General features: G+C 63.2%; 19 protein-coding genes and 4 pseudogenes. 6 read left to right on the forward strand and 17 right to left on the reverse strand.

All coding sequences use genetic code 11. From position 1 onward, the window contains the following. Positions 1–15: 15 nt before the first annotated feature. From ACFU5V_RS40200 to ACFU5V_RS40210, 3 genes are read right to left on the reverse strand one after another with little or no spacing between them, the layout of a single operon-like run. Complete coding sequence (locus tag ACFU5V_RS40200; RefSeq protein ID WP_378706630.1) at positions 16–1,161, reverse strand: acyl-CoA dehydrogenase family protein; 1,146 nt, start codon at positions 1,159–1,161, stop codon at positions 16–18. 43 nt (positions 1,162–1,204) lie between these two features. After that, positions 1,205–2,905 (reverse strand): acyl-CoA synthetase, encoded by a 1,701-nt coding sequence (locus ACFU5V_RS40205; RefSeq protein WP_378706632.1) that lies wholly within the window; start codon positions 2,903–2,905, stop codon positions 1,205–1,207. Between the two features lie 34 nt (positions 2,906–2,939). Further along, positions 2,940–4,349, reverse strand: coding sequence for an amidase (locus ACFU5V_RS40210; RefSeq protein ID WP_378706634.1), 1,410 nt, complete (start codon positions 4,347–4,349; stop codon positions 2,940–2,942). A gap of 103 nt (positions 4,350–4,452) precedes the next feature. Here ACFU5V_RS40210 and ACFU5V_RS40215 point away from each other — a divergent pair, with 103 nt between their 5' ends. After that, complete coding sequence (locus ACFU5V_RS40215) at positions 4,453–5,118, forward strand: GntR family transcriptional regulator (protein ID WP_378706636.1); 666 nt, start codon at positions 4,453–4,455, stop codon at positions 5,116–5,118. A 14-nt stretch (positions 5,119–5,132) separates the two neighbouring features. Here ACFU5V_RS40215 and ACFU5V_RS40220 read toward each other — a convergent pair whose 3' ends face one another. The 7 genes from ACFU5V_RS40220 to ACFU5V_RS40250 form a co-directional block, all read right to left on the reverse strand. Next, on the reverse strand, positions 5,133–5,981 hold the full coding sequence (locus ACFU5V_RS40220) for a MaoC/PaaZ C-terminal domain-containing protein (RefSeq protein WP_378706638.1): 849 nt from the start codon (positions 5,979–5,981) through the stop codon (positions 5,133–5,135). A gap of 7 nt (positions 5,982–5,988) precedes the next feature. Next, positions 5,989–6,777, reverse strand: a complete 789-nt coding sequence (locus tag ACFU5V_RS40225; protein ID WP_378706640.1) for an enoyl-CoA hydratase/isomerase family protein — start codon at positions 6,775–6,777, stop codon at positions 5,989–5,991. After that, entirely contained in the window at positions 6,770–7,528 is a 759-nt protein-coding gene (locus ACFU5V_RS40230) for an SDR family NAD(P)-dependent oxidoreductase (RefSeq protein ID WP_378706642.1), read from the reverse strand. Before ACFU5V_RS40230 ends, ACFU5V_RS40225 begins: the two co-directional genes overlap by 8 nt. Then, positions 7,525–8,346 (reverse strand): alpha/beta fold hydrolase, encoded by an 822-nt coding sequence (locus tag ACFU5V_RS40235; RefSeq protein ID WP_378706643.1) that lies wholly within the window; start codon positions 8,344–8,346, stop codon positions 7,525–7,527. Before ACFU5V_RS40235 ends, ACFU5V_RS40230 begins: the two co-directional genes overlap by 4 nt. 48 nt (positions 8,347–8,394) lie before the next feature. Beyond that, a complete protein-coding gene (locus ACFU5V_RS40240) occupies positions 8,395–9,768 on the reverse strand; it encodes an MFS transporter (RefSeq protein ID WP_378706645.1) in 1,374 nt (457 codons plus the stop codon). 577 nt (positions 9,769–10,345) lie between these two features. Further along, entirely contained in the window at positions 10,346–11,521 is a 1,176-nt protein-coding gene (locus tag ACFU5V_RS40245; protein WP_378706647.1) for an amidohydrolase family protein, read from the reverse strand. Between the two features lie 47 nt (positions 11,522–11,568). Then, entirely contained in the window at positions 11,569–12,156 is a 588-nt protein-coding gene (locus tag ACFU5V_RS40250; protein ID WP_378706649.1) for an amino acid synthesis family protein, read from the reverse strand. A 353-nt stretch (positions 12,157–12,509) separates the two neighbouring features. Here ACFU5V_RS40250 and ACFU5V_RS40255 point away from each other — a divergent pair, with 353 nt between their 5' ends. Continuing rightward, the gene (locus tag ACFU5V_RS40255; protein ID WP_378706651.1) at positions 12,510–13,238 is read left to right on the forward strand and encodes a GntR family transcriptional regulator; all 729 of its coding nucleotides are present in this window, start codon (positions 12,510–12,512) and stop codon (positions 13,236–13,238) included. A gap of 176 nt (positions 13,239–13,414) precedes the next feature. Here the strand turns inward: ACFU5V_RS40255 and ACFU5V_RS40260 are convergent. The 3 genes and pseudogenes from ACFU5V_RS40260 to ACFU5V_RS40270 all read right to left on the reverse strand — a co-directional run. After that, positions 13,415–13,852 (reverse strand): annotated as a pseudogene (locus tag ACFU5V_RS40260) (transposase); the annotation flags it as partial. Between the two features lie 113 nt (positions 13,853–13,965). After that, positions 13,966–15,360, reverse strand: a complete 1,395-nt coding sequence (ltrA, locus tag ACFU5V_RS40265) for a group II intron reverse transcriptase/maturase (RefSeq protein ID WP_378706659.1) — start codon at positions 15,358–15,360, stop codon at positions 13,966–13,968. 665 nt (positions 15,361–16,025) lie between these two features. After that, positions 16,026–16,985 (reverse strand): annotated as a pseudogene (locus ACFU5V_RS40270) (IS1380 family transposase); the annotation flags it as partial. A 188-nt stretch (positions 16,986–17,173) separates the two neighbouring features. Here ACFU5V_RS40270 and ACFU5V_RS40275 point away from each other — a divergent pair. The 3 genes and pseudogenes from ACFU5V_RS40275 to ACFU5V_RS40285 all read left to right on the forward strand — a co-directional run bounded on the left by ACFU5V_RS40275 (position 17,174) and on the right by ACFU5V_RS40285 (position 19,123). Then, a pseudogene (locus ACFU5V_RS40275) lies at positions 17,174–18,339 on the forward strand (IS701 family transposase). A 305-nt stretch (positions 18,340–18,644) separates the two neighbouring features. Beyond that, positions 18,645–18,929, forward strand: a complete 285-nt coding sequence (locus ACFU5V_RS40280) for a hypothetical protein (RefSeq protein ID WP_378706663.1) — start codon at positions 18,645–18,647, stop codon at positions 18,927–18,929. 20 nt (positions 18,930–18,949) lie between these two features. Further along, positions 18,950–19,123: a hypothetical protein gene (locus tag ACFU5V_RS40285; RefSeq protein ID WP_378706661.1), complete on the forward strand. Its 174-nt coding sequence runs from the start codon at positions 18,950–18,952 to the stop codon at positions 19,121–19,123. An 899-nt stretch (positions 19,124–20,022) separates the two neighbouring features. Here ACFU5V_RS40285 and ACFU5V_RS40290 read toward each other — a convergent pair. Both ACFU5V_RS40290 and ACFU5V_RS40295 read right to left on the reverse strand, forming a co-directional pair. Then, positions 20,023–20,202 carry a hypothetical protein gene (locus tag ACFU5V_RS40290; protein WP_378706665.1) on the reverse strand — a complete coding sequence of 60 codons (180 nt, stop codon included), beginning with the start codon at positions 20,200–20,202 and terminating at the stop codon, positions 20,023–20,025. A 208-nt stretch (positions 20,203–20,410) separates the two neighbouring features. After that, positions 20,411–20,554 (reverse strand): annotated as a pseudogene (locus ACFU5V_RS40295) (transposase); the annotation flags it as partial. Positions 20,555–20,865: 311 nt separating this feature from the next. Here ACFU5V_RS40295 and ACFU5V_RS40300 point away from each other — a divergent pair. Continuing rightward, entirely contained in the window at positions 20,866–22,320 is a 1,455-nt protein-coding gene (locus tag ACFU5V_RS40300) for an NF041680 family putative transposase (protein WP_378706653.1), read from the forward strand. A gap of 210 nt (positions 22,321–22,530) precedes the next feature. Here the strand turns inward: ACFU5V_RS40300 and ACFU5V_RS40305 are convergent, their stop codons facing one another. Continuing rightward, on the reverse strand, positions 22,531–23,415 hold the full coding sequence (locus tag ACFU5V_RS40305; RefSeq protein WP_378706655.1) for an arginase family protein: 885 nt from the start codon (positions 23,413–23,415) through the stop codon (positions 22,531–22,533). A 678-nt stretch (positions 23,416–24,093) separates the two neighbouring features. Continuing rightward, on the reverse strand, positions 24,094–25,281 hold the full coding sequence (locus tag ACFU5V_RS40310; RefSeq protein WP_378706657.1) for a YncE family protein: 1,188 nt from the start codon (positions 25,279–25,281) through the stop codon (positions 24,094–24,096). Between the last annotated feature and the right edge of the window lie 311 nt (positions 25,282–25,592).

A 25,592-nucleotide genomic window follows, 5' to 3' on the forward strand; every position in this document is an offset into this window, starting at 1 on the left:
AGCGGACATTTTCGGTCAGGGAAGTAGGGTCTTCGCGATGATGTCGCGTTGAATTTCGCTGGTTCCGCCGTAGATTGTCGCGGCAATCGCCTTGCGCGCAAGGTGTTCCATGTCAAACTCGGTGGTGTACCCGTAGCCTCCGAGCATCTGAATTCCGTTGAGCGCGACGTCTCGTGCGGTCTCGGTTGCCTTGAGTTTAGCGATCGAGGTGAGCCGATTCAGCTCGGCGGCGGTGCCCAGGCCATTCTGGAGTCGGTAGGCGGCGGTGTAGGTGAGCGCCTTCGCGGCTTCGACGTCGGCGGCGAGGTCCGCGAGCCGATGTCGCATCGCTTGGAAGCTCGCGATGGTGGTGCCGAATTGCCGGCGCTCATTCATGAACTTGATGATGTCCGCAATTGCGCGGCGGGCGTTTCCGACCCCCTGTGCGGCGATGATGAGGCGGTCACCGTTGAGGCTGGCCATGACCTGCTTCCAGGCCTGGTCGATCTGCCCGACCACGTTCTCGCGCGCGAATTGGGCGTCGGTGAGAAAGATATCGTTGACTTCGTGCTCTCCCATTGTCTGGATCTGCTTGATGTCGACGCCGGTGGTGTCTGGATCAATATCGATCATAGTCAGACCGAAATGGCGCTTGTCCTTGTCACGCGAGGTGCGCACGACGAGCAGGATCCTGTCGACGAGGTGAGCGTACGACGCCCAAGTCTTCTGACCGTTGACCACAATTGTCGAGTCGAAGATCTCGGCCTTACACGACACATTGCTCACGTCGGAACCGGCGTCGGGCTCGGACACGCTGATAGACATACTGTCGCCCTCAGCGAGAGCGGAGAGGCGCTCCTTCTTCTGCTGTTCGCTACCGAACTTGATCAGCGTTTGCGCCACGAGCTGACTACTCGCGGCCGCCGCGACGGGTGCCATCGCGCGAGAGGTCTCTTCGAAGAAGATGCACTGCTCGACCAGGCCGCCTCCCGAGCCACCGTACTCCTCGGGGATGGCAATGCCGGCCCACCCCAGCTGCGCCATCTTCTTGAACAGCTCGCGGCTGTGGATAAGCGTCCCATTGTTGGTCCAGTGAGCGCGCTGTTCCCGGGTGCCGCATTCGCGGGCACAGAACGCGCTAACGGAGGCGGCAAGGTCGAGCTGGTCGGTGTCAAAATACACTGTGCTTCCTAGCTGTTCGTTTGAACGGTCGGCTGATGCTGGCTCACACGGCGGGTTCGGGTTCCGCCTCGGAGCGAAAGGTGTCGCGCAGGACGTTGCGTTGCACCTTCCCCGCCTGATTTCGAGGGAGATCATCGACGAAGTCGATGATTCGGGGGTACACATGTCGACCGAGGCGGGTGCGTACCAGGTTCTTCACCTCGGAGGCCAGCTGTGATTCGTCCGCATCATGTTGCGCCACAATGACAGCCCGGACGACAGAGCCACGCGCCCGATCCGGAGCGGCAACTACCGCGACGTCCTTGACCTGTGGGTGCAGAGTGATGGCTGCCTCGACCTCCGCGGGACCGACATTATAGCCGGACGTGACGATCAGATCGTCGTCACGACCTTTGAACCACAACTGTCCTCGGTCGTCTCGGGTTGCAAGATCACCGGTAAGGTACCAGTCGCCGCGCCAGCGCTGCGCCCACTTATCGGGTGCATTGGAGTAGCCGGTGCACCCGACGTAACCGATATTGCGGACGGCGATGATGCCCTCGTGTTCCTGAAGGTCTCCGCGGTCGTCCATCAACGCGACCTCGAATCCTGGGACCGGTGCAGGAAGGGCACCCAGATCACTTGGGGACTGGTCGAACGCCGGGGTGGCCAGGACGAGACCCACTTCGGTGGTCCCGTACGTTTCCTGGATCGGTTCTGGGCACAGCTTCGCCCAGGCGCCTGCCAGCGTGGCGCCGAGATGCTCTCCGGCGGAGGCAGCCGCACGCAGGCTCGGTGGCATTCCCTGCTGCTTGCTCAAGGGGATGAGTTGCCGCATTGCACTCGGGGCAGAAGACAGGTAGGTGACGCCTTCTTGCCTCAGGATGTCGAGCCAGGCCTGGGGGTCGAAGCGGCCGGTGTAGATCAGCCTGGGACGGCCTGCCGCTGTCACACACATGCCCGCGGAGTAAAGCCCGTTCACCCATCCGGGACTGGATGTCGATGCGAACAGATCACCGTCGCCGAGTGCGAACGCATGGCGGACGAAGGGTTGCATCGTCAGCAGATACGAGTGCGGTAGGAGGCAGCCTTTGGGGACACCAGTCGTCCCGCTGGTGTAGAGCAGGGTGGCGGTGTCGTGCGCGGCCGTATTCACGACGGCCGCGTCGGCTGCATTTCTGTCGATGAGGTCCCAAAACGACAAGTCAGAGCTTCTTCCGAGCGGACCGACGTTCGGATCCGGGTCGGCGACTTCGATTACTACCGGGTCGAACCGGGAAGACGACGACAGTGCGCTGCCGAGTGTTGCCGCCGATGACTGATCGACGATGACGGCGGTGGGTTCGGCTGCGCCGAGCCGCTGGGCAATGCCGTCGACTCCGAAGCCGGGATAAAGGGGGACGACAATCGCTCCGATCCGCCAGATCGCGAGGGCAGCGATGTAGGCCTCGATTCCCTGTGGCAGGAGAGTGGCGACACGGTGGCCGCGGCGGACCCCCTTCGCCGCGAGAGCGGTGGCGAACCGACTCGAAGCGCGGGCCAGGTCTGCGTAGGTCCAGCGCTGCGCGGGAGTGTCCGGGGAATGCCGCACGACGATGGCGAGGCGGCGGGGGTCGTCGGCCCACCTGTCGCATGCTTCGAATGCAGTGTTCAACCCGAGGGCGGGGTGTTTGGCGAGTCGGTCTTCGGCTGCTTCCCAGACCTGTTGGGGGGTCGCTCGGCGTTCGTCCAACAGCTCGGTGACACGTTGGGAGGAGATATGCATAAGTGTTCTTCCTTTACCGGGTTTCGGTGTCGCCTCAGTGGGAACCAGGTGTGCGATGGGACCAGGGCATTTCACGCTCGAGCTCTGTGGCGAGGTGAAACAGAAGGTCCTCTCGGCCACGGGGAGCGGCGAACTGTAGGCCGATGGGTAGCCCCGCGGCGGTGGCTCCAAGGGGAAGCACGAGGGCCGGGTTGCCGCTCAGGTTGAACTGGGCCGTGTAGAGCATGGTTTGTCGAACTCGCCTGGATCCTTCGGATGGATCGGTGAGCCAACCGAGGGGAGCCTGCGGGTCCGCGAGTACCGGAGTGAGAATGATGCCGTCCCTACCGGGGCCGTCCCACCACCGTGCGACAGTCCTGCGGTATTCGTGCATGTCGTCGTAGGCGCGCGCGACAGCGCTGGTAGAGGCTTGTGTTCCGATACCCGCTAGTTGTGCAGTGGAGAGGTCCAATTGATCGGGGTAGATCGGGGCGCCGATGGTGCGTTCCCACTGCCGGATGTCGGCGAGGACGCCCGCACCTGCGAGAGTGAGAAATGTGCGACGCCAATACCTTTCCTTCAGAAAGGCCGGTGTCGTGTCGCTGGCGGAATGGCCGAGTGTCCTCAACACCGTTACCACTTGGTCCATGACTGCCGCTGTGTCCGAGTCAGCGGAGTCGGGTCGGACCACTGCAATGGACAGCGGAGCGGTCGGTCGTACGGTGAGCGAATTATCGAGCGCGACCTCTGACCGACCGCTGGTCACGAGGCTCCGCAGAGCGCTGAAGCTGTCGCGAACGTCGCGGACGGTCCGACCGAACAGTCCGGGAGTCGACAGCCCGAACCAGCCTCCGCCATCTGTGTCGTCGAGCGGGAGAGTGCCGTTGGTGGGTTTGAGCCCGATGACACCACACATTGCTGCCGGAATACGGATGGACCCGGAGGCATCCGTGCCGTGGGCGAGCGGGACGTAGCCCGCTGCCACGGCAGCGGCGGATCCCCCGGACGATCCACCGGCCGCCAGGCCGGATCTCCAAGGATTGGTGCACACACCTGTGGCATAGGGCTCGGTGGCGATCGTCGCTCCGAACTCGGCGGTGTTGGTTCGGCCGAGGATGATGAAGCCTGCAGAGCGGAGTGCCTCGGTGATTACGCCGTCCCTGTCGGCCCGGTGGTTTCGCCGTTTGAGGACCCTGTTTCCGCACCACATCGGTTCGCCGGCGATCCCGCAGCCCAAGTCTTTGACGAGGACGGGTACACCCCCGAACGGGCCCTGGTGAGGCGCCTGCTGGGCCTCTCGGATCGCCTTCTCGAACCGGGTGCTGACCACGGCGTTAATTCGGTCGTTCGAACGCGATATCTGGGTGATCGATGCCTGAACAAGTTCGTGCGAAGTGATTTTTGTCTGGCGGATGAGCCCGGCTTGTGCGGTTGCGTCCAGCCAATCCAGCTCAGTGACTGTCATGGGTGCCTCCCTGCACGGAGGACACATGCCCCTGAGATATTCTTGCAATATGTCTCAAAGCAGGTCGAAGTCCGGTTCCGCGGACGCATCGGCTCCGGCCGAGATGCTCGACGGTCGGCGACTGTCGGGTCGAAAATCCGGTGGACTGGCCGAACGGGTCCGCGGGCACGTGTACGAGCAGATCGTTTCCGGTGCGATCAAGCCGGGTTCGATAATCCAGATTGCCGCGGTCGCTGAGGAGTTGGGTGTGTCGCGGACGCCCGTACGCGAAGCGCTGTTGTCCTTGCAACAGTCGAACTTGGTGTCGGTGGTGCCGAACCAGGGGTTCCTCGTGTGCACGATGTCTCTTGCCGATGTCCGCGACATCTATACGATGCGAGCCGTACTCGAAGGGGCCACGACCGAACGCGCGGCGACCCGTCTCGATGATGCCGCGATGAAACTTCTCGCCGAGATCAACCAACTCTCCCATGAGGTGGCAGCATCTCGGTACGACATCGAGTTCGATCGTCTCTGCCACGACTTCCACCGCAGGATCGCCCAGGGCGCTGACAGTCCGCGCTTGCTGGGCGCTGTGGAATCCATTTTCGGCGACCACATGCGGCTGCAGAGCATCGGCGTGAATCCGCCGGATCCCCAGATCGTGATGGCTGAGCATGAAGCGATCTACAAGGCGCTTGCGGCACGTGATGCCACCGCGGCGCGCGAGCAGATGGAGGCACACATCGGGACGCTGCGTCGGATCGCCGTTGCAACCTTGACCGACTGACCACAGGATCCGCATCAGCGCACCCCTGCAGTCGACACTCGGAGCGGAGCAGCCGGGGGTCCATTGTGCGGCCGGGTGGTGAAGGCGCCGCTGAGCACCGGGGTGCCGCCGACTCTGCTCTCGAAGAGGGTCGATCCGTCCTCCCCCGGCTGTGCGCGCACCTCGAGAACATCGCCTGGAAACACCGGGGCGAGGAAGCTCGCCTCAATATCGCAGACACTCACTGGGGGGATCTGGAGCGCCCGCATCACCACGCGGATGACTGTGCCGAAAGTGCAGAGCCCGTGCAGGATAGGTTCATGGTATCCGTTCTCACGCGCGACGACGGGGTCGATGTGAACCGGGTGTGGATCACCGGTGAGTCGATAGAGTGCGGCCGCGTTCGCTGCGGTCTTCACTTCCACCGCCGACGCCGGGTCGGTGACTGCGATACGTCGGGCCGCAGGTCCGCGATCTCCACCCCATCCTCCTTCCCCGGGAACGAACATCACGTATCTGGCGTCGAAGAACTCGGTTTCGACGAGAACGTGCACAATGGCAGCCGAACCTTTGTCGAATACCTCGACGACCCTTGCCCGAGAATCGAAAGCCGCGGCGGCGGGCAATGCGGTGTGCAACCGCACCACCTGACTCAGGTGCAGCACTTTTGATTCGTCGTATCCGCCGACTCGGGCCGCTTCGCCGGTTGCCCAGATCCCCAGCGCCGCCGCGTACGTGGGAAGCACTCTGAGGTCACGCTCGTAGACGAGGTCGAGGTCCTCGGCGCCGGCGCCCACCGCGAGGGCGTAGAGTGCCGCGTCTGCCGCGTCGTACCGGAGCGCGCGGGCGCCGAGGAGTCGACCCTGCAAATCGGCGATGGTCATTGTGTCCTCACTTCTTCATGGCGTTCTTCTTGGCGGTGACGGACTCGTATCGCGATAGCGACGCGAACGACTCGAGGTGCTCGTTCATCCACCTATCCGGCTCATCGGAACCGGCCAGAACCGATGACAAAATCCGTGCGGTGTCGCGCAGCACGTCACTGGGAACTCCACTCAACCGGTCCGCCAGGGTTCGAGCCGTCGCGTAGACGTCGCCTGTAAACGCTGTCGTCGTCACGAGCCCGCATTGGTAGGCCTCGTCGAGCATTAACCGCTCCCCCAAGATCAACATTCGCGTTGCGGCCGCGGGGCCGACCAACCGCACGGTCCGCGAGAGCGCCGCCGGTCGATACACCAACCCCATCTCGAGGGCCGGGAAGGCGAAGAATGTCGTCGAGTCCGCGATTCTGACGTCGCAGGCCGCCGCAAGCTCCAACCCTGCCCCAATACAGCCGCGTTCGACCGCTGCGATCGAGACCACCGGACCGTTCGTGAGAGCGTCAACGACCGCTGCGACCTTTGCATCGTGTTCTTGATCTGCGATCATCCCGGTCAGCTCCGTTACATCGGCGCCGGCCGAGAAGAACCCGTTGGACCCACGCAGGATGATGATCCGATTTCCCACTGCAACAGTCTTTTCGAGCCCCACGACAATCTCGTCGAGCACCGCTGACGACAGCGCGTTGCGCTGGGCAAATCGGTCGATCACCAACTCCGATACACCGTGATCGAAGTGGTCGAGCGTGATGCCGGATCTAGTGGCTACAGCGGATCGAGAAGGTGCTTCCGGGTCAGGCATGCGGCGCCGTACCTCCACTGACCCCGTACACCTCACCCGTGACATAGGAGGCTTGATCGCTCGCCAGGAATGCGATGACATTCGCAACATCGTCAGGCTGCCCGAGCCGGCCAAGGAACGTGCGACGGTTCGCGAAACCTTCGAAGAACTCGTCCGGATAGATCTTCTTTAGAAAATCGTTGTAGATCAAGCCGGGAGCGACGGCGTTGACTCTAATGTTGTGCTGACCCACTTCGGAGGCGGCGACCCGGGTCAAGGCGAGAACTCCGGACTTGGCCGCCGAGTAGGGTGCGCCGTGATCAGGAATCGATTCCCAGGCGGCCGTCGAGCTCAGATTGACGATGTTTCCGGTTTCCCGCCCAATCATGTGGGGTAGCACTGCCCGCATACAGTAAAAGGTCCCGTTGAGGTCGATATCGACGCACCTCCTCCAATCGTCGACAGAAAGCTCGACGATGGGCTTACTGACACTGAATCCCGCGTTGTTCACCAGCAAGTCGATCTTGCTGTGGCGGTCTATGATCGCGGTGAACACGGTGTCGACCGAATCGGGATCAGCCACATCCAGCTCCCAGGATGTGAATTCCCGACCATAGGTCTCGCTGAGAGCAATGGCGAACTCTTCGCTGCGCTGCGCGTGTTTGTCGGTGACGACCACCTGATACCCGTCGTCGGCGAGTCGCCGGGCCACAGCTCCGCCGATACCTGCGCCGGCCGCGGCGGTAACTACTGCAACCTTCGGTTCGGTCATTTGGATTCGCTCGCCTTCACGAGAAGGGTCGTCAGGGTGTCGGTCACGGTGTCTGGGTCGTCGACGGACATCAGGTGCCCGACTTCGGGGATCTGCGTGAACCCTGCGCTGTCAGTCGACAGGCCGTCGAGAATGATGTCGCTGGCCTTTTGCGGGCACCACAGATCGTTCTCTCCACCGACGACATCCACTGCGCACGTAACGTTTTGCAGCTGGGGCTGCAGCGGGTGTTCTCGCATGCGAGCCATTGCCAGAGCTGCGTTGGCATACCCGCGGCCTTCGCCGATCGATGCGACACGGCGGGCGCCGTATTCCTCGGCCTTGTGTGGGTTGGCTTGGAACATGGCGCCAACTTCCTTGCGCATCTCGTCGTGGACCGCCCGCAGTTCGTGGCGATCGATCGCGGCGGCCTTGTCCCTGAAGAACCCCGCGGTGGTACGGCTGATGACCGACGAGCCCCCCATGGCGATCACGTGCCGGACGAGAGGTGATTGCTGCGATGCAGCCCAGAGCGCGATCGTGGCGCCCAGTGAGAATCCGATGACCACCGACGGCCCCGCAACACCGTCGAGGAACTTCAGTAGATCGGATCCGAGCTGTTCGAGGGTAGCGTCAGCAGCGCCGACGGTGGATTCGCCGTGCCCACGCAGATCTACCGCGTAGCAGTGGTAAGAATCAGACAACGTAGCAATTTGCTCAGACCAACAACTATCGGCGGTTTCCGCCATGCCATGGACGAATACCACGGACCGCTCACCGTCGCCGGCTTCGAGGTAGCTGATCTCGATGTCGTCGGTCCGGAATCTCTTCTTGTACATAACGATCAATTTCCTCTCATCGTGCGACACCACGCCGGGGTCGTCGCCTCAGCGATTCGGCCCATACAATTGCTCGGTGGTCATGCTCAGATCGCGGTCCCGCGTGTCGGGCCCCATCAGTGCCCCGGCCGCCACGAGAACTCCACCGAGGACCAGCAGCACCATCGGGGTGTAGGCACGGGGGATGACGGCCGTAAGCAGTTCTTGGTAGAAGGCATAGAACGACGGGATAATGATCGCGAGACTGTAGCCCAGTCCGTAGCCAGTTCCTCGCACATCGACCGGGAAGCTCTCACACACCAGCGTTGGAACGGAACCGAAGGTTGTGGTGCCCGCGAGGAGGGCGAGCGTCGCGACGATGGTGATGGCCAAGTACCCGCCGACAGTGCCAGTAGCCAGGAGGGTGACGGCTGTTCCGGAGATAACTGCCATGGTGATCCCGCAGCCGAGAAAGAATGCCCGGCGACCGATCTTCTGACTGATCAGGCCGGATGCCAAATACCCACCGATCAGAACAACCTGGCAGATGATCCAGACGCCTGTCGCGCCGGACACACTGATACCGACGTCTTCGCGAAGGATTTGGGGAAGAATGACCGAGACGACGTTGCTGCCGAACCACACCCCCGTCATCAGGATGAAAATGCGGATGAGGGAACGCTTGTTCTGCGGCATCATCAGGAGCCGGAAACTGGTTGCCTTTGTGGCGCCCTTCGAGGCGGCCTCCGCTTTCGACTCGATCCATGACTCGGATTCGTGCACCGAACGGGCATAGTAGTAGGCGAACCAGAAGGTCGCCAACGCACCGACCACGAATGGAATCCGCCAACCCCACTGAATATAGGTAGACATCAAACCGTCGGATGGCATCGTCTGGAGAAGAAGGAACGAGATGCCAGAGATGGTGCAGTAGGCCAACGGGAAGGTCGCTGCGATTGCACCACCGTACTTTCCCCGCTTGGAGATCGGGCTGCTCTCCATGGCCAGTGGTACTGCTCCGGTGTACTCACCGCCCATGAAGATTCCGCCGACGAATCGGAGTGCGATCAGAATCCCGACCGCGGCGACTCCGATGTGCTGAAATCCGGGAAGAAAGGCGGTTGCCAATGTTGTGACACCACACCCGATAACAGCATAGATCGTGGCGAGGCGACGACCGATCTTGTCGGCGAGCACGCCGAAGATGGTCGAACCGAGAGGTCTGGCGACGAGCGTGGCGGCGAAAATCATTCCCGCGATCAACGACTTCGCACCGATGCTGAGCTCGGGTGACACGAAATAGATCATCGCAGGCGCCAGGGCAATGACCGGAAGGTAGACATCGAACATGTCCACGTAAAAGCCTATAGCCGCACCTCGTACCGCGCTGCTGGCCCGGTCGTCCTGATGGACGACCGAGGTCTCGAAGGTTTTGTTCGTCACGCAAGGGTCCTTACTTGGAGGAGTACTCAGGACGGCCGTTCAAGCAATATATTACGTAGATATTGCTCACACAAGACCCCTGAACAGGAATTTTGAACTAGCACCAGTCGTCGCACGAGAAGGCTGGCGCAGCGCGTAGATCTGCACACCCGCCGTAGCAGTCGACGCCGCGCTCTGGCACGAAGAGGAACTCGCCAATGCCCTCGACCGACGAGGCGTATGAAGCGGGACACTCGAAGCCGGGACCTGAGCGTCGAACCGGTCACCGCCAGAGAGAATCACAGCGGATATACGCGAAACCTGCCGAACGAGAAAATCGTTCGGCAGGATCGCGGTCTGCAACCCCGTCGCGCTCAGGCCGCATAGGCACCGACCCAGAACCGTCGGCGCGCCTTTTCACGGCGCCCGCAACGGTCAGGTCACGTTTCATCCCTGTGCAGCGCAGAACCACGAGCGGGATCGCCGCAACGCCCGCACCGGTGTCAGGTTGCCGAACTCGCGAAGGCCGGACGCTGCTGGGGACCGCCTCGCCCCAACGCGCCCGCGGCACCACCACCGGAAGCACATGCACCTGAACTCAGCAACACCCTGGCCCGGAGTCGGCTGCGTGTGCATCCTCGAAATGTGTCAACGAGGGGGTCGATGATGCAAGTCGAGCTGCCCTCGGGGTGTTGCGACTCAGTAGTGCACGCAGTGTTCCGTCGGTCACGATGGCGCTGATTCCGGGGATATCACCGACGGCGAGCGCACCGAGCGCGGTGTCCGCGGTGGAGCCCCAGGGAGCGTCCATGATGACGAGATCTGCGGCCGCGCCCTGGCGGATGAACCCTGATGGTAGTTCCCAGGTTCGCGCGTTGTTTCCAGTCGCGGCCGCCCACATCAGGGCGGGATCGATGTCGGCGAGGGACGACAGTTCGGCGACCGTCTTCAAAACACCGAGGGGCATAACGCCGGTACCTGTCGGGGTGTCCGAGCCCAGAACGATTCGGTGGAACTGTTCAGTCTGGATAGCGCGCTTCAAAATTCGGACCGCCGACTTCAGGTTGCCGGCCTGGACGAGCTGGAGCGCCATGCTCGTCTCGTCCATGATCCGGTCGACACCGCTCGCTGTCAGCGCGGTCGGTCCACCATTGACGTGCCCGCATACGTCCGGGGCGAGCTTCAGAAGGTGCTCGGGGGTAATCGGCTGGCTCCCCGGAATGCTCGCACCCCCCGAGTGGCACATCACCGTGATGCCGTGCTCCTGCGCCCAGCGGACCTGATTCACCCCGTCGCCCGGATCTTGGTAAAGTCCGAATCCGAACTTCGCCAGGTGGACACCTGCGCGCTGCAGTTCGGCGAAGTCTTCACGCTCGAGAGTGGGTTCGAGAACCACCGCGCCGGCGTGCACTCGCATCCCGCCAGGTCTGAACTCGTCGAAGCAGGTCTTGGCTGCAATCGCTAGAGCTTTGACACCGATAGCACTGTGGGGGCGACCGGGCGCATGGATTTCTCCGGGCGAGACGACGCTCGTGATGCCTCCGTGTACGTAGCTGGCGAGGAAGTCGACTGTCTTCTGGCGCGGTGTGTAGTCACCAAGTACCACGTGGCAATGGGAGTCGATGAGTCCCGGGCCAACGGTAGTGCCTTTTGCGTCAAGCACTACGTCCGCCGACGCGATCTCATCTTTCAGTGCTTCCGCCCTGCCCGTAGCGGTAATGACGCCGTCGACACTGACAACTGTGTCGACACCGCGGAGGATGGGCTCGGTCATGTCTCCGGACAGAACTGTTCCAGCGCCGGTGATTACCAAACTCGTGCTCACAGAACTGCCTTCTCTCGTGCCTCCGCGACCGACATGCCCCCGACACGGGCGTTGATCCGACCCCTGTTCGCAACGACGGCGATGATCGCAAGTTCGTCAGGCAGAGGCCCGTCTGGGATGGTGATCGTGAGGGCGTCATAGTGGCTCCGCACCCAGACGTCGTCTTTGTAGGCGAGCGGGACGTCGATTGCACTCCCTGGGCCCCCGACCTTGGTCACTGAGGTGATCCAGGCCGCCCCGCCGCCGATCGCGTTGCGGAACGCATCGCCGAATACAGAGGTGAGTGCAGCGTTAATGTGCTCCTGTTCGCCAGCGTATCCGGCAATCCCTCCCTTGCCATAGCTTTCAACAGGCTCCCCGAGCAGACGCGCCGCCTCGACTCCGAGGTAGGTCGCGATCTCGGACGATTCGTCAATGATCGGCGAGAGGTCCTCGACGTAGCCGAGTCCCGCGCACGGATTGCTGACGATCGCGCATACCGCCACCTTGCGCAGCGGGCTATCGCCATCGGCGCTTCCGGCCACAGTGCGGATCTCCTCTACCTGGCTCCAGACTTTCCTGATTTTCAACGAAGGGTTGGACATTGCTCTCCTCGACATTGGCTTTTGTGAAGTTGGTTGATCGAGTTTCGATGCCGCATCGCGGCTCGATGGATGGCAAGCCGCCTCTCGCAGCGTTTCGTCGGCGATGCCCCCGCGCAGCCCAAATCAAAGGCGGCGCCATGCAGTTGCTGGATGTCGCCGGCCAACACGTCACGAATAGTCAGGCGTCGCGTGCCGAAATGCATGGTCTACGGCGTGCGGCACGTCACAATCAACATATGTATACTCGCAACATGTTACTGAAATGTCAATGCCTTCGCACGCCGGGGCCGCCGTTCCCTGCAGCCCCACCTGATCTAAAATTTCTGTAACATATACCCCTCAAGGAGGGACCCGTGACAGCCGAAAGCCCCAGTTCATCAACACGCAGCACGCAAAGGCGACGTACCGCCAGCGGCGCGGTGGACGGCCGCAGTACACGGACCACTCGTGATACACCGCTGTCCGAGATGGTTCGTCAACAGATACTGGCCTCAATCCATTCGGGCGAGCTAGCCCCGAACGACGTCATCAACACTGGTCAGCTTGCTGAGAAGTACGGGGTTTCTCGAACCCCAGTACGAGAAGCTCTGGGCGCACTCGAGCGGGCTGGCGTCCTCACCGTGCTTCCATACCGAGGACACGTCGTACGCCCCCTGTCACTTGAAGATGCGCTCGATATCTATTTCGTGCGGGAGCTCATTGAGACTGAGGCGGCCGAACGAGCCGCCACTCGAATGTCCGACGAAGCGCTGGCACAGCTAGAAGCCCTGGGCGAGGCGCATTCAGCCAGCGGCGCGGGATCGGGCCTGGCCTTCGATGAGCAATCGTACGAATTCCACAGGAAAATCGCCGAAGCCGCCGGCAGTCCCCGACTCCTCTCTGCACTCGAGATGATCTTCAGTGACAGTCAACGGCTCAATCTGGTCGGCTCAGGATTGGCAACGAGCGGCCGCATAACCGACGATCACACCACAATTACCGCAGCGCTACGCCTACGCGATCCCAAAGGCGCACGCGAGGCAATGCGTAAGCATCTACGCGGTCTATACGAAGGAATCCTGGATTCGCTGGCGCGCCCGTAGCTAGCCTCGATCTTGCATGCGTCTGACGTGTCGCTCTGATTAGTTTCGGGTTGGGTGTTTCGGGCGTGGATTCGGTGCTCGGCAACGCGCGGTCGCCCGACGCGGTCGGGTGGTCGTCGGGGTCCAGGGCCCCGAAAGTTGATTTCCTTTCGTTTCGGCAGTCTGATTGGTACTGGTCAGAGAGGGTCGGGGATTGCGTTGAGACGGGCCAATGCGGTGATCAGCAAGTCGATCCAGGGTGCGTGGGCGGATAGCCGCAGATGCACTTTTCGTGCGTGACGGGCGATGCGCCCGGCGATCGCGAACAGGCGCAGTCGTAGCCGTTTCGGCTCCCACCGGCTGGCTGGGTCGTCGGTGAGCGCGAGCATCTGCATCCATGCGGTGACCTCGACGGCGAGGGCGACGAGGGCGAGCCAGATCCGATTCTGATCGAAGCCGTGCAGCGGAAGGTTCTCGAGGCCGGTGTCTTTCAGGATGCGGATCCGGTCTTCGCAGCGTGCCCGGCGCCGGTGCCGCAGTTCCAGATCGGGCAATTGTCCACCTTCGGTGTTGGTGACGAACGCGGTCAGCCGCAGCCCGTCACGGTCGGTGAAGCGCAGTTGCGCGCCGGGGTGGTTGAGTCGGCCCGCAGCGCGGTACCGGTGTCACCACCGGCCCGTCTCTGCGAGCCGCTCGCCGAACCCGGCGTGCGCGTTTCCACGCACCGGGCTCTCCACGGTCTCTGCCATCAAGCGTGGTTAGCCACTGCCCAGGGATTCGGGATCTTACTGCCGCGGTACCGATATCGTGCAGTCGGTACCCGGCCGAGATTGAACAGTTCGACCCCGTCCGCCGACGGCATCTTCCACGTCCCGTGAGGGCCGATGAGGTGCCGTCGAAGATCTGTCCAACTCCACCGATGCAGCCGTATCCACCAGCGAGCAATCCTGTGCCACACGAAGATGGCGAGGGATTGCAGGACACTCTTGGCTACCGCGTACCGAAAGTAATTGGACCAGCCGCGCATGATCCGGTTGAGCCGGATCAGCACGTCCCTGGGTGGCTGCTGCGACAGCCTGCTCGTCACGGCACGAATCTTGTCCTTCAGCGACCGGAGGGGCCGGTCGGCGATGAACACGTAGACGTACCACTTGTCCGTCCCTTTCTTGCGTTTCCACTGGAGGCGGAACCCGAGAAAGTCGAACCCCTCGCCCATGTGCACCACTCGGGTCTTGGATTCGGAGAACCGAAGCCCCAACGGCGCGATCACATCAGCGATCTCTTCGCGCAAGTCGTTCACATCGTCGCAGCTACCGAACACGAGCACGACGAAATCGTCCGCGTAGCGCACGATTCGCCAGTTCGGCAGGCCTCTCCTACGACGGAGAGCGCGACCTGTCGGGGTGCTCATAACGCCGCCCGGTTGCCACGGCCCGTGAACGTGCTCATCGAGCACGCTCAGGGCGATGTTGGCCAACAGCGGCGACAAGATGCCCCCTTGCGGCGTGCCGGTCGGATTGTCCTCGTGATGGCCGGTTTCACTCATCACTCCGGCCTTGAGGAACGACTTGACCAGCAGCAACACGCGCTTGTCCTTGATCCGTTCTCGCACCCGGCCCATCAGGGCCGTGTGCTCGATCGAATCGAAACACGCTTCGATGTCGGCATCCAGCACCCAGCGATAACCCTTGGTGCCGAAATACTGAATCTCCGCGACTGCGTCGTGCGCCCGCCGCCTCGGCCGAAACCCATAGGAGACCGGCAGGAAGTCGGCCTCGAAGATCGGTTCCAGCACCAGCTTCAGCGCCGCCTGAACGACCCGATCCGCAACCGTCGGAATCCCCAGCTTCCGGACCTTCCCGCTGCCGCCCGGTTTGGGGATCTTACGTTCCCGCACCGGAAGCGGACGAAACGAGCCGTCCTTCAACTGAGTCCGCAGATCGTCCAGGAATCCGGACATCCCCACACTCGCCTCCACGTCGGCGACGGTCATACCGTCGACGCCGGGAGTCTTCGCGCCGGTATTGCCCGCAACCCGTTCGAACGCCACACGCAATGTGGCCGGATCGTGCACGAAATTGAACAGGTCATCGAACCTGCGGCCGGAATCGGCCGCCGCCCAATGGTGAAGCTTGGCCTGCATCCCCGATACCCGAGCACGTGGGCCCGGTGGGTCCGCGATGTCCGGGGCGACGATGTTCACCGCCGCGTCTTTCGGCATTACAGTCTCCTTCCCTTCTCGATACCGCTGCCGCCCTTCCCCATGTGCCGGGCTTTCCCCGGCTCGGAGTACTACGACGGCTCCGCCCCATCCCGACCTGATCGGCGGTCGGTGCGCCCAACCGTCCCCACGGACCGGATGCCCGTAGGTCGGTAAGACCGAGATGGTTCCCGTGTTCACTGTTGTTCGCTCGACGGAGGAGGAGCCCGACTCTGTCCCTGCGGCCTCACCACGGCTACCCCGCAGCAATTTCACCGTGGTCTCCCGGCCAGCCGACCTATCCGACCCAGGAGTTCCCCACCGACGAGTCGGTGGGTGCGCACCGCTGCCGGCCCAGATCCGCCAGATTCGAGCCGGTGCAAGATGAAGAGACGTAAACGCCGGTTCCTCTCGTACTCCTTTCCGTCCCGCTCGCCGGACCCGCACCATCTGGCAGTGCTGACACGTCCCGGCTTTGTCAGGGCTGCTTCCCGCCCTCCCCGGCACCACCCGGATCAGGCTGCCCTCAGCTCCACCGTCCTGCTGCGACAGGATCGGCGATGCAGGTCTTTCACCTCCATTCGAATCAACAGCGCCTCACGGCGCACTGGGCGTTCTTTGCGGACGATGACCCGCATCCCGTCGGGCCAACCGGGAAGCTCGAGCAGACTGGTTACCTCCGTCACCCAGGCGCCGTCGCGGGGTTGCCCGTCGGCGTTGTAGGCGGGGATCCAAGCCTGTTCGGAAAGGGCGTCGATGGCGGTGACAATGGTGTCGGTCAGACCGAATCCGATCGAGTACGACAACTTCTGTGTGGTCAGGTAGTCGATGAGGGCATGGGTGCCGCCGGCCGCGTCGGTGCGGATCAGTACCTTGCGGCCGATCCGTCCGCCTTTGGCGGTGAACGGCAACTGCCGCAATGCTTGCCGTATCAGTTCGATGTGGTCTGCGGCGGTGTTGGAGCCGGCGTTGCCTGGTCGCAGCATCATTGCCAACGGCTCTCCCGTGCCGTCCGGTCCGTGGTCCACGAACGCGCACAGCGGGTGGAAACCGAACCCTCTCTTGTAGGTGGCGGCAGCCTTTTCCTTTTCCGAGTGGGCGGTGACCAGGGTGGCGTCGAGGTCGATGATCAGCGGATGTCCGGCGTCGATCTCATGGTCGGGAGCCTGTTCACGGGCGGCGTTCCAGGCGATCCGTCGGGCTGTCGAACGCGCGGAGTTGATTGCCGCCAACGCTTTCGGAGCGTCAGCGGCCAATGCGGCAATCAGTCTCGAGACGGTGGGGTCGGACGCCACCCGGCCGAAGACTGCGGGTTCTTCACGTAGCAGCGCGATATCGGCCAGGCAGTCGCCGCCCAGGGCGAGTGCCATCGTCAGATCGGCGATGATCTTGCCCGGATCATGGGAGGTCGTCGGTTTACGCCACGGCTCGAGCGCGCTCGATAACGCGGTCGTCAGACCAGTTTTCTCTGCGGTGCGTAGCAACAACACCGCCCCGGCGTGCGACACGACACCGGTTCCGGCAGGGTCAACGGACAGCGACGGGTACCACGAAGTAGACTTGCCCACCAGAAAGGTGCTCCTCGAACGAAGTGAATATCGGCCCTCAGCAAGCCATATTCTTGCAGTTCAGAGCACCTTTCTTCATGATCAACACGCGGCCGGGGCATGACCAGCGTGAAAGCCCGAGGCTAGTACTACAGTCGCGTTTATTTTGATCTTGTCGGTGTGTCGGCGCAGGTTCCGAGAGTCGCAGGATGCATGGTCCGTGTGTGGGCGATGATGTGTGCGTGGCGCAGGTGCGGGTGTGGGCGGAGGGGCTGGCGGAGATCGATGCCTTGATCGGGCATCGTTTCGCCAGGTCCGAGCCCCGCAAGCACGCGGTGGAATATGTGCAGGGGTTGCTCTCGGGCGAGGAGCGGAAGAATTCGTGGACCCTGTCCGAGCGCGCGGGTGATCGGTTGCCGGACGGGATGCAGCGACTGCTCTCGACGGCGGACTGGGATCCCGACGCGGTCCGCGACGATGTCCGCGATTTACGCGGTCGGGCACCTCGCGGATCCGTCCGGTGTGTTGATTCTCGACGAGACCGGGTTCTTGAAGAAGGGCACCCGCTCGGCCGGGGTGGCCCGCCAGCACTCGGGGACCGCGGGCCGGGTCGAGAACTGCCAGATCGGGGTGTTCTTGACCTATGCCACTGCGGCGGGTCGAACGCTGATCGACCGAGAGTTGTACCTGCCCAAAGCCTGGACCGACGACCGGGACCGGTGCGCGCAGGCCGGGGTCCCCGCCGAGCGCGAGTTCGCGACCAAACCCGAGCTGGCGATCGCGATGCTCGACCGCGCCGTCGGCGCCGGCGTGCCGGCACGATGGGTCACCGGAGATGCCGTATATGGGCAGGTGCACCGGCTCCGTGCCCGTTGCGAGGAACTCGGATTGTCTTACGTGCTGGCTACTTCGGTGAACCAACGCGTCATCACCGTCGACGGCGCCGAGCTCCGGGTCGACGAGGCGATCGCGGCGGTGCCTGCCCAGGCGTGGCGGACCCGCTCGGCCGGTCACGGCAGCAAAGGTGCCCGGCTCTACGACTGGGCGCGCACGCCGGTGCGCGGGGTGAACTGGCCGACGAGGGTGTACTGGCTCCTGGCCCGTCGCAGTCGCACCGACCCGGAGGATCTGGCGTACTACCTGTGCCACTGCCCGGCGCGCACCACCTTGACCGAATTGGTCACCGTCGCCGGAACACGGTGGGCGATAGAGGACCTTCCAGACCGCGAAGGGCCAGACGGGCCTCGACCACTACCAGGTTCGGCAGTACGCGGGCTGGTACCGGCACATCACCCTCTCGATGCTCGCGCACACCTTCCTCACCGTCACTCGGTCAAAAAGGGGGCCCGAGAACCCGGCGACGACAGCGAGTTGATCGCACTGAGTGTGCCGGAGATCCGACGGCTGCTCTGCCACCTGATCTGGACGTATCTACCCGATCCCGACCACGTCCTCGCACGCTCCCACTGGCGCCGCCGCCATCAACACCGAGCCCGACAATGCCATTACCGAGCCCGAGGACACCTGCCCTAAACGCGACTGTAGTACTAGAAGCGGCGCGCCACACCGTCGACGAAACGCCGTCGTTCAGACAGGCGCCACCCGGACAGGCAGTCCCGTGCGGGAGCACACTCGACCCGAGCGATGCTCGTCCCAGCTGGCTGCATCGCATCCACCTTCGTGAGCCGTCGCTCCCCCGGACATCGGTCGGTGACGTGCGACGACCGTGCCGGCGGCCGGATGATCGCCGAGCATCTCATCGCATCAGGCCGAACAACCCTCGGCCTCATCGCCGGCGATCCCCACGTTTCGACCTCCATCGACCGCTGCGCCGGCTTCCTCGAAACACGCGAGCAGCACGGCTTCCACGTCGACCCGGCCCACCTCGTCCCGAGTGGCTTCGACGCTGCCGCAGGCAACACTGCAGCCGCCGAGATCCTCGCCGAAGCATCCGGGCAGGCCTGACGGTCCCGGACGACATCGCACTGGCCGGGTTCAACGACACCCCCCTCGCCGAAAGCGTCGGACTCACCACCGCACGCTCCCCCATGCACCACATCGGACGCCAAAGCTTCGAGATGTTGATGGCCATCCTCAACGGCGAAGACGTCGAATCCCTCCAACTGACCCCCGAACTCACAGTGCGCACCAGCACCTGACCCGACGGGTTCCCTGCACATCCCGGACCTCGCCGAGCGGCACACCGATCAGACATGGGTTTCTTGACCAAGGCAGTACCGGGTTCCATGGAATCCGAGCGGAGTCCCCTGTCGTCCAACTCTGCGAGTCGGGACCCGTCCAGAACCTCGAGGGCTATCACCAAAGGGTCGAGTGGCGCAGATACCGGGTACTGCGCCTTCGCCAAGTACTGACCTCGTCCTGAAGGGGGCGAGGTGCTGGCCGGGTGCTCGGACGAGATAGCGACCCCGGTCTTGGTTCCGCAGGAATCCAAATGAATTCAGGATGACTGTCGCCAAGGCGATTCCGATGATGACGAGCATGGGGCCTGCACCGTGATTCTCAAGCACCGGGATAAGCAGGAACGGCATCGCCGCTGACGAGAGTCGGGACAGCGAGTACGTCCAGCCCACCGCTATGACGCGGATTGGCGTGGGGAAGATTTCTGCTTGATAGATGTGGAAAGTGTTTGAGTAGATCTGGCCTGTGACTGTCGTGAGGAACCCGAACAACACGATCAGCGTGCTGTTGGTCGAGGTAGCGAAACATAAACCGAAGACTGCCAGGACTGCGATCGATCCGACCAGAAGATACTTTCTCTCCAGGTATGCGAGGAGGGGGCTGATAGCAACGACCCGACGGGGTAGCCGATGTAGCTCAGAATGTGTTTTGAAAGTGTCACGCCGCGGGTCGACTGCCATGGGCGTCGTCCGCGTGCGGGGGCCAGTCGTCGGGTCATCAACCCGATCATTGCCCATGTGATCATCGCCTCCGAGTGCGCCGCGAGACATTCGTAGTCGTGGTCAAGTCGACGACAACACACGATCCACGCCAAAGTCCGTTCGATCAGCCAACGGTGCGGCAGCACACTGAATCCGATCTACCCCTTGGGTTTCCCCACGACATCGAGCGTCATCCGGCAATGCTCCGCGACCCACCCGACGAGACGTCCGGCATAGACGCCGCCCACCCACACCAACACCATCGACGGCATCACGGTCTTCCCCCGGGACAACGCCAGGCGCCCGCCGTCGCGGTCTTGCACGCTCGCCGCGGTCACCAGCCGCGACCACCAACAGGCCCGGCGAGTCCGTGACCACGTGTCGCTTCCTGCCGTTGACCCGTTTCCCGCCGTCCCACCCGCGGGTGTCCGAGCCCACCGTGTCGGCGCCCTCGACCGCCTCCGCGTCGACCATCCCCGCCGACGCCATCGGATCCCGGCCGCTACGGTCACGGACCTTCGCCCGCAGCGCGTCGTGGATGCGGTCGGTCACCCCGGACTCGTTCCATCGCTGGAAGTACCCGAAAACGGTCTGCCAGGGCGGGAAGTCGTGCGGGAGCTGCCGCCATGAGCAACCGGTGCGGTTGACATAGAGGATCGCCTCCACGATCCGCCGACGATCGTGGACCACCCGGCAGCGCCGTGGGCACCATCGGTGCGATCAACTCCCATGGGGCGTCGGTCAGATCGGACGGATACGGCGTCGGCTTGCGACGTTTCCTGCGAGCAACCACAAACCCATCATGCCGCCACCGGCCCGTCCGCCACGCCCCGATCGAACACTTTCAAAACACTCTCTCAGCTTGTCGTTTGACCTCGGCCATCGCGTGGGGCAGTTGGTGCTGGTGTTGTTCGGCGTGTCGCCGCGGCATGAGGCGACCACCGCCTGATCATCTTGAGGTTCCTTCCACAGAACTTTCGAGACGAAAACAGGCGGTGGCCGTGAGTATCAGTGTGCCCGATCGGTGGGCGGTCGGGGAAGAATCGGTCCCCGATCCGCGTGTCGACCTGGTGTCGTTCCGCGAAGAGTTCTACCGGTGTCTGCCGGCCCGAGGTGATGCATTGTTCGAGTTGACCGATGCGCTGCTGTGTTCCGGCACCGCGGTTCGCACCCTGGTCGAGTTGTCACTGGCCGCCGAGCATCGGCGCGGTCACGGCGCCTTGTACGACGCAATCAACTGCGGCCGAATAGATCTCACTCGGCTGCGCCGCGCCCTCGGCGGGCTGACAATCCTGCGTGATCGCGGCGGCCGGATCGTGTTGGCCGTCGACATCAGTGCCTGGTTGCGCCCGGACGCATCGACCAGTCCGCAGCGCGGGTTCTGCCACGTCTACGGCCGCGGGAAGAATCAGGCGCAGCTGATCCCGGGGTGGCCGTACTCGTTCGTCGCCGCACTCGAGACCGGGCGTACCTCGTGGACGTCGGTGCTCGACGCGGTCCGCTTGCGTCCCGACGATGACGAAACCGATGTGACGGCGACCCAGGTGCGTGAAGTGAACACGCGGTTGCGCGAGGCCGGGCACCACCGCGACGGCGACCCGGACATTCTGCTGGTGTTCGACGCCGGATACGAGTTGGCGAGGTTGGCGTTCGTGCTCGCCGATCTCCCGGTGCAGGTGTTGGGTCGGATGCGTTCGGACCGGGTGCTGTGCTTCCCGGCGCCGCCGCGAGGCCGTACCGGGAAGCACAGCTCCCGGCACGGCCCCGAGTTTCGATTCGCCGACCCGATTACGTGGCCTGCACCCGAGACCACCTCGAGCACCGAGACGGACCGATATGGCACAGCCACCGCTGCGTCGTGGAATCGGTTGCACCCGAGGCTCGTCCACCGTGGCTCGTGGGCGGACCACCCAGGACCGCCGCCGATCGTCGAAGGCACGGTGATCCGGCTGACGGTCGATCACCTGCCCGGGGACCGGCATCCCAAACCGGTGTGGCTCTGGTACTCACATCCTGGTGGGGGAACCGCCGATATCGACCGATTGTGGCAGATGTTTCTGCGGCGCTTCGACCTCGAACACACCTTCCGTTTCTTCAAGCAGACGTTGGGGTGGACCGCCCCGAAGCTCCGCAGTCCCGAGGCGGCCGACCGCTGGACCTGGATCGTGCTGGTGGCCTACGCCCAACTCCGGCTCGCCCGTCCTCTGGCCGAGGACCTCCGCCGCCCGTGGGAACGGCCCGTCCCACCAACACGATTGACGCCGGCACGGGTCCGTCGAGGGTTTTCGCGCACCCGCGCGACGATGCCTGTTCCGGCCAGTGCACCGAAACCCAGTCGACCCGGACCCGGACTCCCACCCGGATCGAAAAACACCCACCGCGCACCGCATCACCACGTGGGCAAACGCGCCGAAACCAAAGCGAGAAAACCCGTCGGGGCCGCCTGCCCAGGTTAAAAAACAAGCTCAAGGCCTTCGGCCGGACGGCGGGAATGCCAGTCGGGAATCCGCCTACCAGTCAGCGAATGGCCTTCACCATCTCGTGCGGTGATCACATCGCCGCGCACCGAATCGCCTACTGCACAAATCCGCCCAATTCTCGCGACGCCATGAGCACGGTCCGCGGCACCCAATTATCAGGCAATCACCGCTCCGCGAAAATCGGCGTTAGAGTAACGGCACGTCCTGGACGAGTTCTTGTATTGCCAGAACCTGTCGCGGAATGAACTCACCGAGAGTGAAGCCCACTAGGTCGAAGTTCTGGTGCGTGGATACTGCCGAGATGATGGCCTGTACTTGATCCTTCGTCAGTCCATCGGGCTCGGCGCCCATTCCGAGGTGAAATTGGTTCGCGTCGACACTGTCGACGTCGAGGTGCAGGACCACCTTGCGGCAACCGGTCGAGTGCAGCCACTCCATGACCTTTTGTGGGGACTGCCGAAGGGTGTCCGGTGGCAGATGAGCGATGCCCCAGTTCTGGAAGTTCTCGTACTCGTCATCATTCCACGAGTGAGTACCGGCAAGGACAACCCGATCGGGCGAAACCGTCGCCGGTAACTCCGCGAGGAACTCGTCGTCGCCGTGTCCGGTGATATGAGCCAGTGCCATGTCGTGATAGCCCTGGTAGTTCCCGCCGGGCAACGAGCAATCAGGATGAGAGTCCAGCCAGACGATCGCCAGATCATCACCGTACTTCGCCGCCAGATAGGTCAGTGATGGAACGCTTACCGAGCAATCGCCGCCGAAGGTGACGATCCGGTCCGGGTCCCGATCCGCGATCAACCTCGTCGCTGTTCGAAGGTTTTCCAGAACGGCCGGTCGAGATTCGATGCCGCGATCGACACCGGTGTCGTATTCGACGACTGGAACGATCACCGTATCGTCGTCCGTCGCAGGGAAGACAGCGCTCAAGAGTCGGGAGCCGAGCTCGTAGCCATGACGAACCGACTCTCGTGACAGGTTCGCTGTGAACTCCGCAGCGTAATCGGCTCCGCAGGCCTGCCACTGGGGAAAAATGAGTCGAAGTGCATCTCGCTCTCGATCGGGCGACATGTCAGGGTCCTTTCTCGATGCAGAACAGTTGTCTGGACGAGCTCTATCGGTGAATTCGTCGTCGTGGGTGTGGTGAAACTCCCTGACCTCCCGCGTTCATGCCGCGGTTCTGGGGTCACTGAACGGCAGCGTACATCGGGTTGATGGCTACGAATGGGAGCTGCGCCGGCTGAAACACACACCGATTCCAGATACTCGCCTCGCACTCTACTCGCGGCACCAACTCCCGGCCGCCTTAGCCCCAGCATCTGGCGGCATAACGTCGACTGGGTCGTCCAAATAGGCGAAAGAATCTGCCCTGCAGTGCATGTGGGTCTTCTGGGCGGTCGAATCATGCCCGCGACCTGGAGAAGACCTTCGGTAACCACCCGTTGTCAGCGTACCTGGACCGTCCCGACATCGGCCGGGGCCAGGTGATGGCCGCGCTGCTGCGGTCCGGGAATGCCGGGGAGCGATACCACTGCCGACCGTGTCACCGTCTTGCCCCGGGCGCTGCACTCGCTGCCCGACTACCGGCCGGCGCCCGGCGCTGCTGGGGGGACAGAAGATTCCGGTGCGCTCGGATTCGGTAGGCGCAGCTTCATCGGGCATGGTCTGGGGTGGCTGCAACAAGTCACTCGAAGTAGGAGCACGCGATGACCACCGCCCCGCGACTTCAGGCTGGGTTCGGGTGGTAGGTCAGTTCAGTGGGAACACGGCGACCCGATCACTGTGGTAGCTGTTCACCCACAATTCGTCCCCGAGGTCGATCGCTCCGGTAGTCATGCCGAACTCGCCGAATTCGTTTCCATTGATCAGGGTGTCGATCGTGCCGCTGGCCGGGTCGAAGCGATCGACTCGCACTCCGGTCCACGGGCAGTTGACATTGGGGGAGGTATCGCAATCCAGTGCGTCCTTGACGTTTGCGGTGGTTCCGCCGACGAAGATGGTCTTGCCATCGGCCGCCCAGGTGAGATTGTCGGGGGTGTAGTCCAAGTTTATGGTGTCGACCGCGTCCGTGGTTCGATCGATCGTCAACAACTGCTTGCCGGACCACGCCGCCAGGTACACCGTCGATCCATCCGGAGAGACGATGACGCCGTTCGGTCCGGACCGGCCCGCCACCGTCGGCAGCGAGGTCCAGCCACTGTCGGCGTGCCACTCGAGAAGCTCGCCGTTCGGCTCACCCTCGACCGCCTTCTGAAATTTTTCCTCGTCACGCGGGTCCCAGAGACTGGTGACCAGCAGTCCCCCGTCGGGGAGTGCGGCCACGTCGTCCGGCCACGCGTCCTGGGGCGCGGTCAGGCAGCCGGTCCAGGTCAGCGTCGGGTCGCCGACAGACAGATCGACCGAGAAGATCTCCACGGCTTCACGGCCGCCGTGGTTGACCACATACAGAGTCGCGTGATCTCCCGTGGTGGTGGCGATATCCATTCCGTGTGGTCTGAACACGGTCCAATCGGGGGCGCCTGCACACCTGGCGTAGGCGGGATCGGGTGCGATGCCGATTTCCTCGGCAGAGATCGTGTGGACGGTACGATCGACACCAAACAGATAGAGGTAACCCTGCTTTCCTGGTGCTGCGAGATCGCTGCCGATCAACCGGTCACCGGGTAGACGCACGAAATCCTCAACATTGTTGACACCGCAAATGTATTCGGCGCCACCCTCGGGTGTGCACTCACTGTGCTCGGTCCCCGCCGCGAGCCTGGTCGGCGCAGAGGCCGCCGTTTCCTGCACGGTGGAGCAGGACGCCAACGCTACAGCCGCGACCACGCCGAGCGCCGAGATCAGGCTTCGCCGCAGAGGGTGGCGACGGGCTGAGGCCGTTCGGCGCGACACCCATTTCCCTGGTGTCGTGGGGATCGAGTTGACCGGACGGGGCATGGATACTGCCTTTCTCGAACGGGACTTGCCGCAATGAATGTCCCGAATTCCGTCGCCTGGGCGTCGGAGCGGATTGGGTGTACAGGGGATCGATCCGGCTGCTTGTCGTTTCGTGGACGAAGCCTTTCGCGGGCCGAGTCACCGAACTTCTTCCCCGATCGCTCCGGCGGAGCGGTCAAAGTGAGCGGGTGTCGGGCCACCTCGCTGACCATCCGGTCGAGCCGGGTGCTGCGCTGGGGCGTTGCCTCGTAGAAGCGACGGTACGCGGTTGTGATAGCCGACACAAGTCCGATTCGATGGAGACCGAACCC

The sequence above is a fragment of the Rhodococcus sp. NPDC057529 genome (genome assembly GCF_042802055.1).
GTDB lineage: Bacteria > Actinomycetota > Actinomycetes > Mycobacteriales > Mycobacteriaceae > Rhodococcus_F.

Excerpts from the sequence above, each read along its gene's own strand:
- ACFU5V_RS40310 (WP_378706657.1), bottom strand. The coding sequence starts at position 25,281 with ATGCCCCGTCCGGTCAACTCGATCCCCACGACACCAGGGAAATGGGTG.
- ACFU5V_RS40235 (WP_378706643.1), bottom strand. The coding sequence starts at position 8,346 with ATGTACAAGAAGAGATTCCGGACCGACGACATCGAGATCAGCTACCTC.
- ACFU5V_RS40215 (WP_378706636.1), top strand. The coding sequence starts at position 4,453 with ATGCTCGACGGTCGGCGACTGTCGGGTCGAAAATCCGGTGGACTGGCC.
- ltrA (WP_378706659.1), bottom strand. The coding sequence starts at position 15,360 with ATGCAGGCCAAGCTTCACCATTGGGCGGCGGCCGATTCCGGCCGCAGG.
- ACFU5V_RS40225 (WP_378706640.1), bottom strand. The coding sequence starts at position 6,777 with ATGCCTGACCCGGAAGCACCTTCTCGATCCGCTGTAGCCACTAGATCC.
- ACFU5V_RS40220 (WP_378706638.1), bottom strand. The coding sequence starts at position 5,981 with ATGACCATCGCCGATTTGCAGGGTCGACTCCTCGGCGCCCGCGCGCTC.
- ACFU5V_RS40210 (WP_378706634.1), bottom strand. The coding sequence starts at position 4,349 with ATGACAGTCACTGAGCTGGATTGGCTGGACGCAACCGCACAAGCCGGG.
- ACFU5V_RS40305 (WP_378706655.1), bottom strand. The coding sequence starts at position 23,415 with ATGTCGCCCGATCGAGAGCGAGATGCACTTCGACTCATTTTTCCCCAG.
- ACFU5V_RS40245 (WP_378706647.1), bottom strand. The coding sequence starts at position 11,521 with ATGACCGAGCCCATCCTCCGCGGTGTCGACACAGTTGTCAGTGTCGAC.
- ACFU5V_RS40230 (WP_378706642.1), bottom strand. The coding sequence starts at position 7,528 with ATGACCGAACCGAAGGTTGCAGTAGTTACCGCCGCGGCCGGCGCAGGT.
- ACFU5V_RS40250 (WP_378706649.1), bottom strand. The coding sequence starts at position 12,156 with ATGTCCAACCCTTCGTTGAAAATCAGGAAAGTCTGGAGCCAGGTAGAG.
- ACFU5V_RS40205 (WP_378706632.1), bottom strand. The coding sequence starts at position 2,905 with ATGCATATCTCCTCCCAACGTGTCACCGAGCTGTTGGACGAACGCCGA.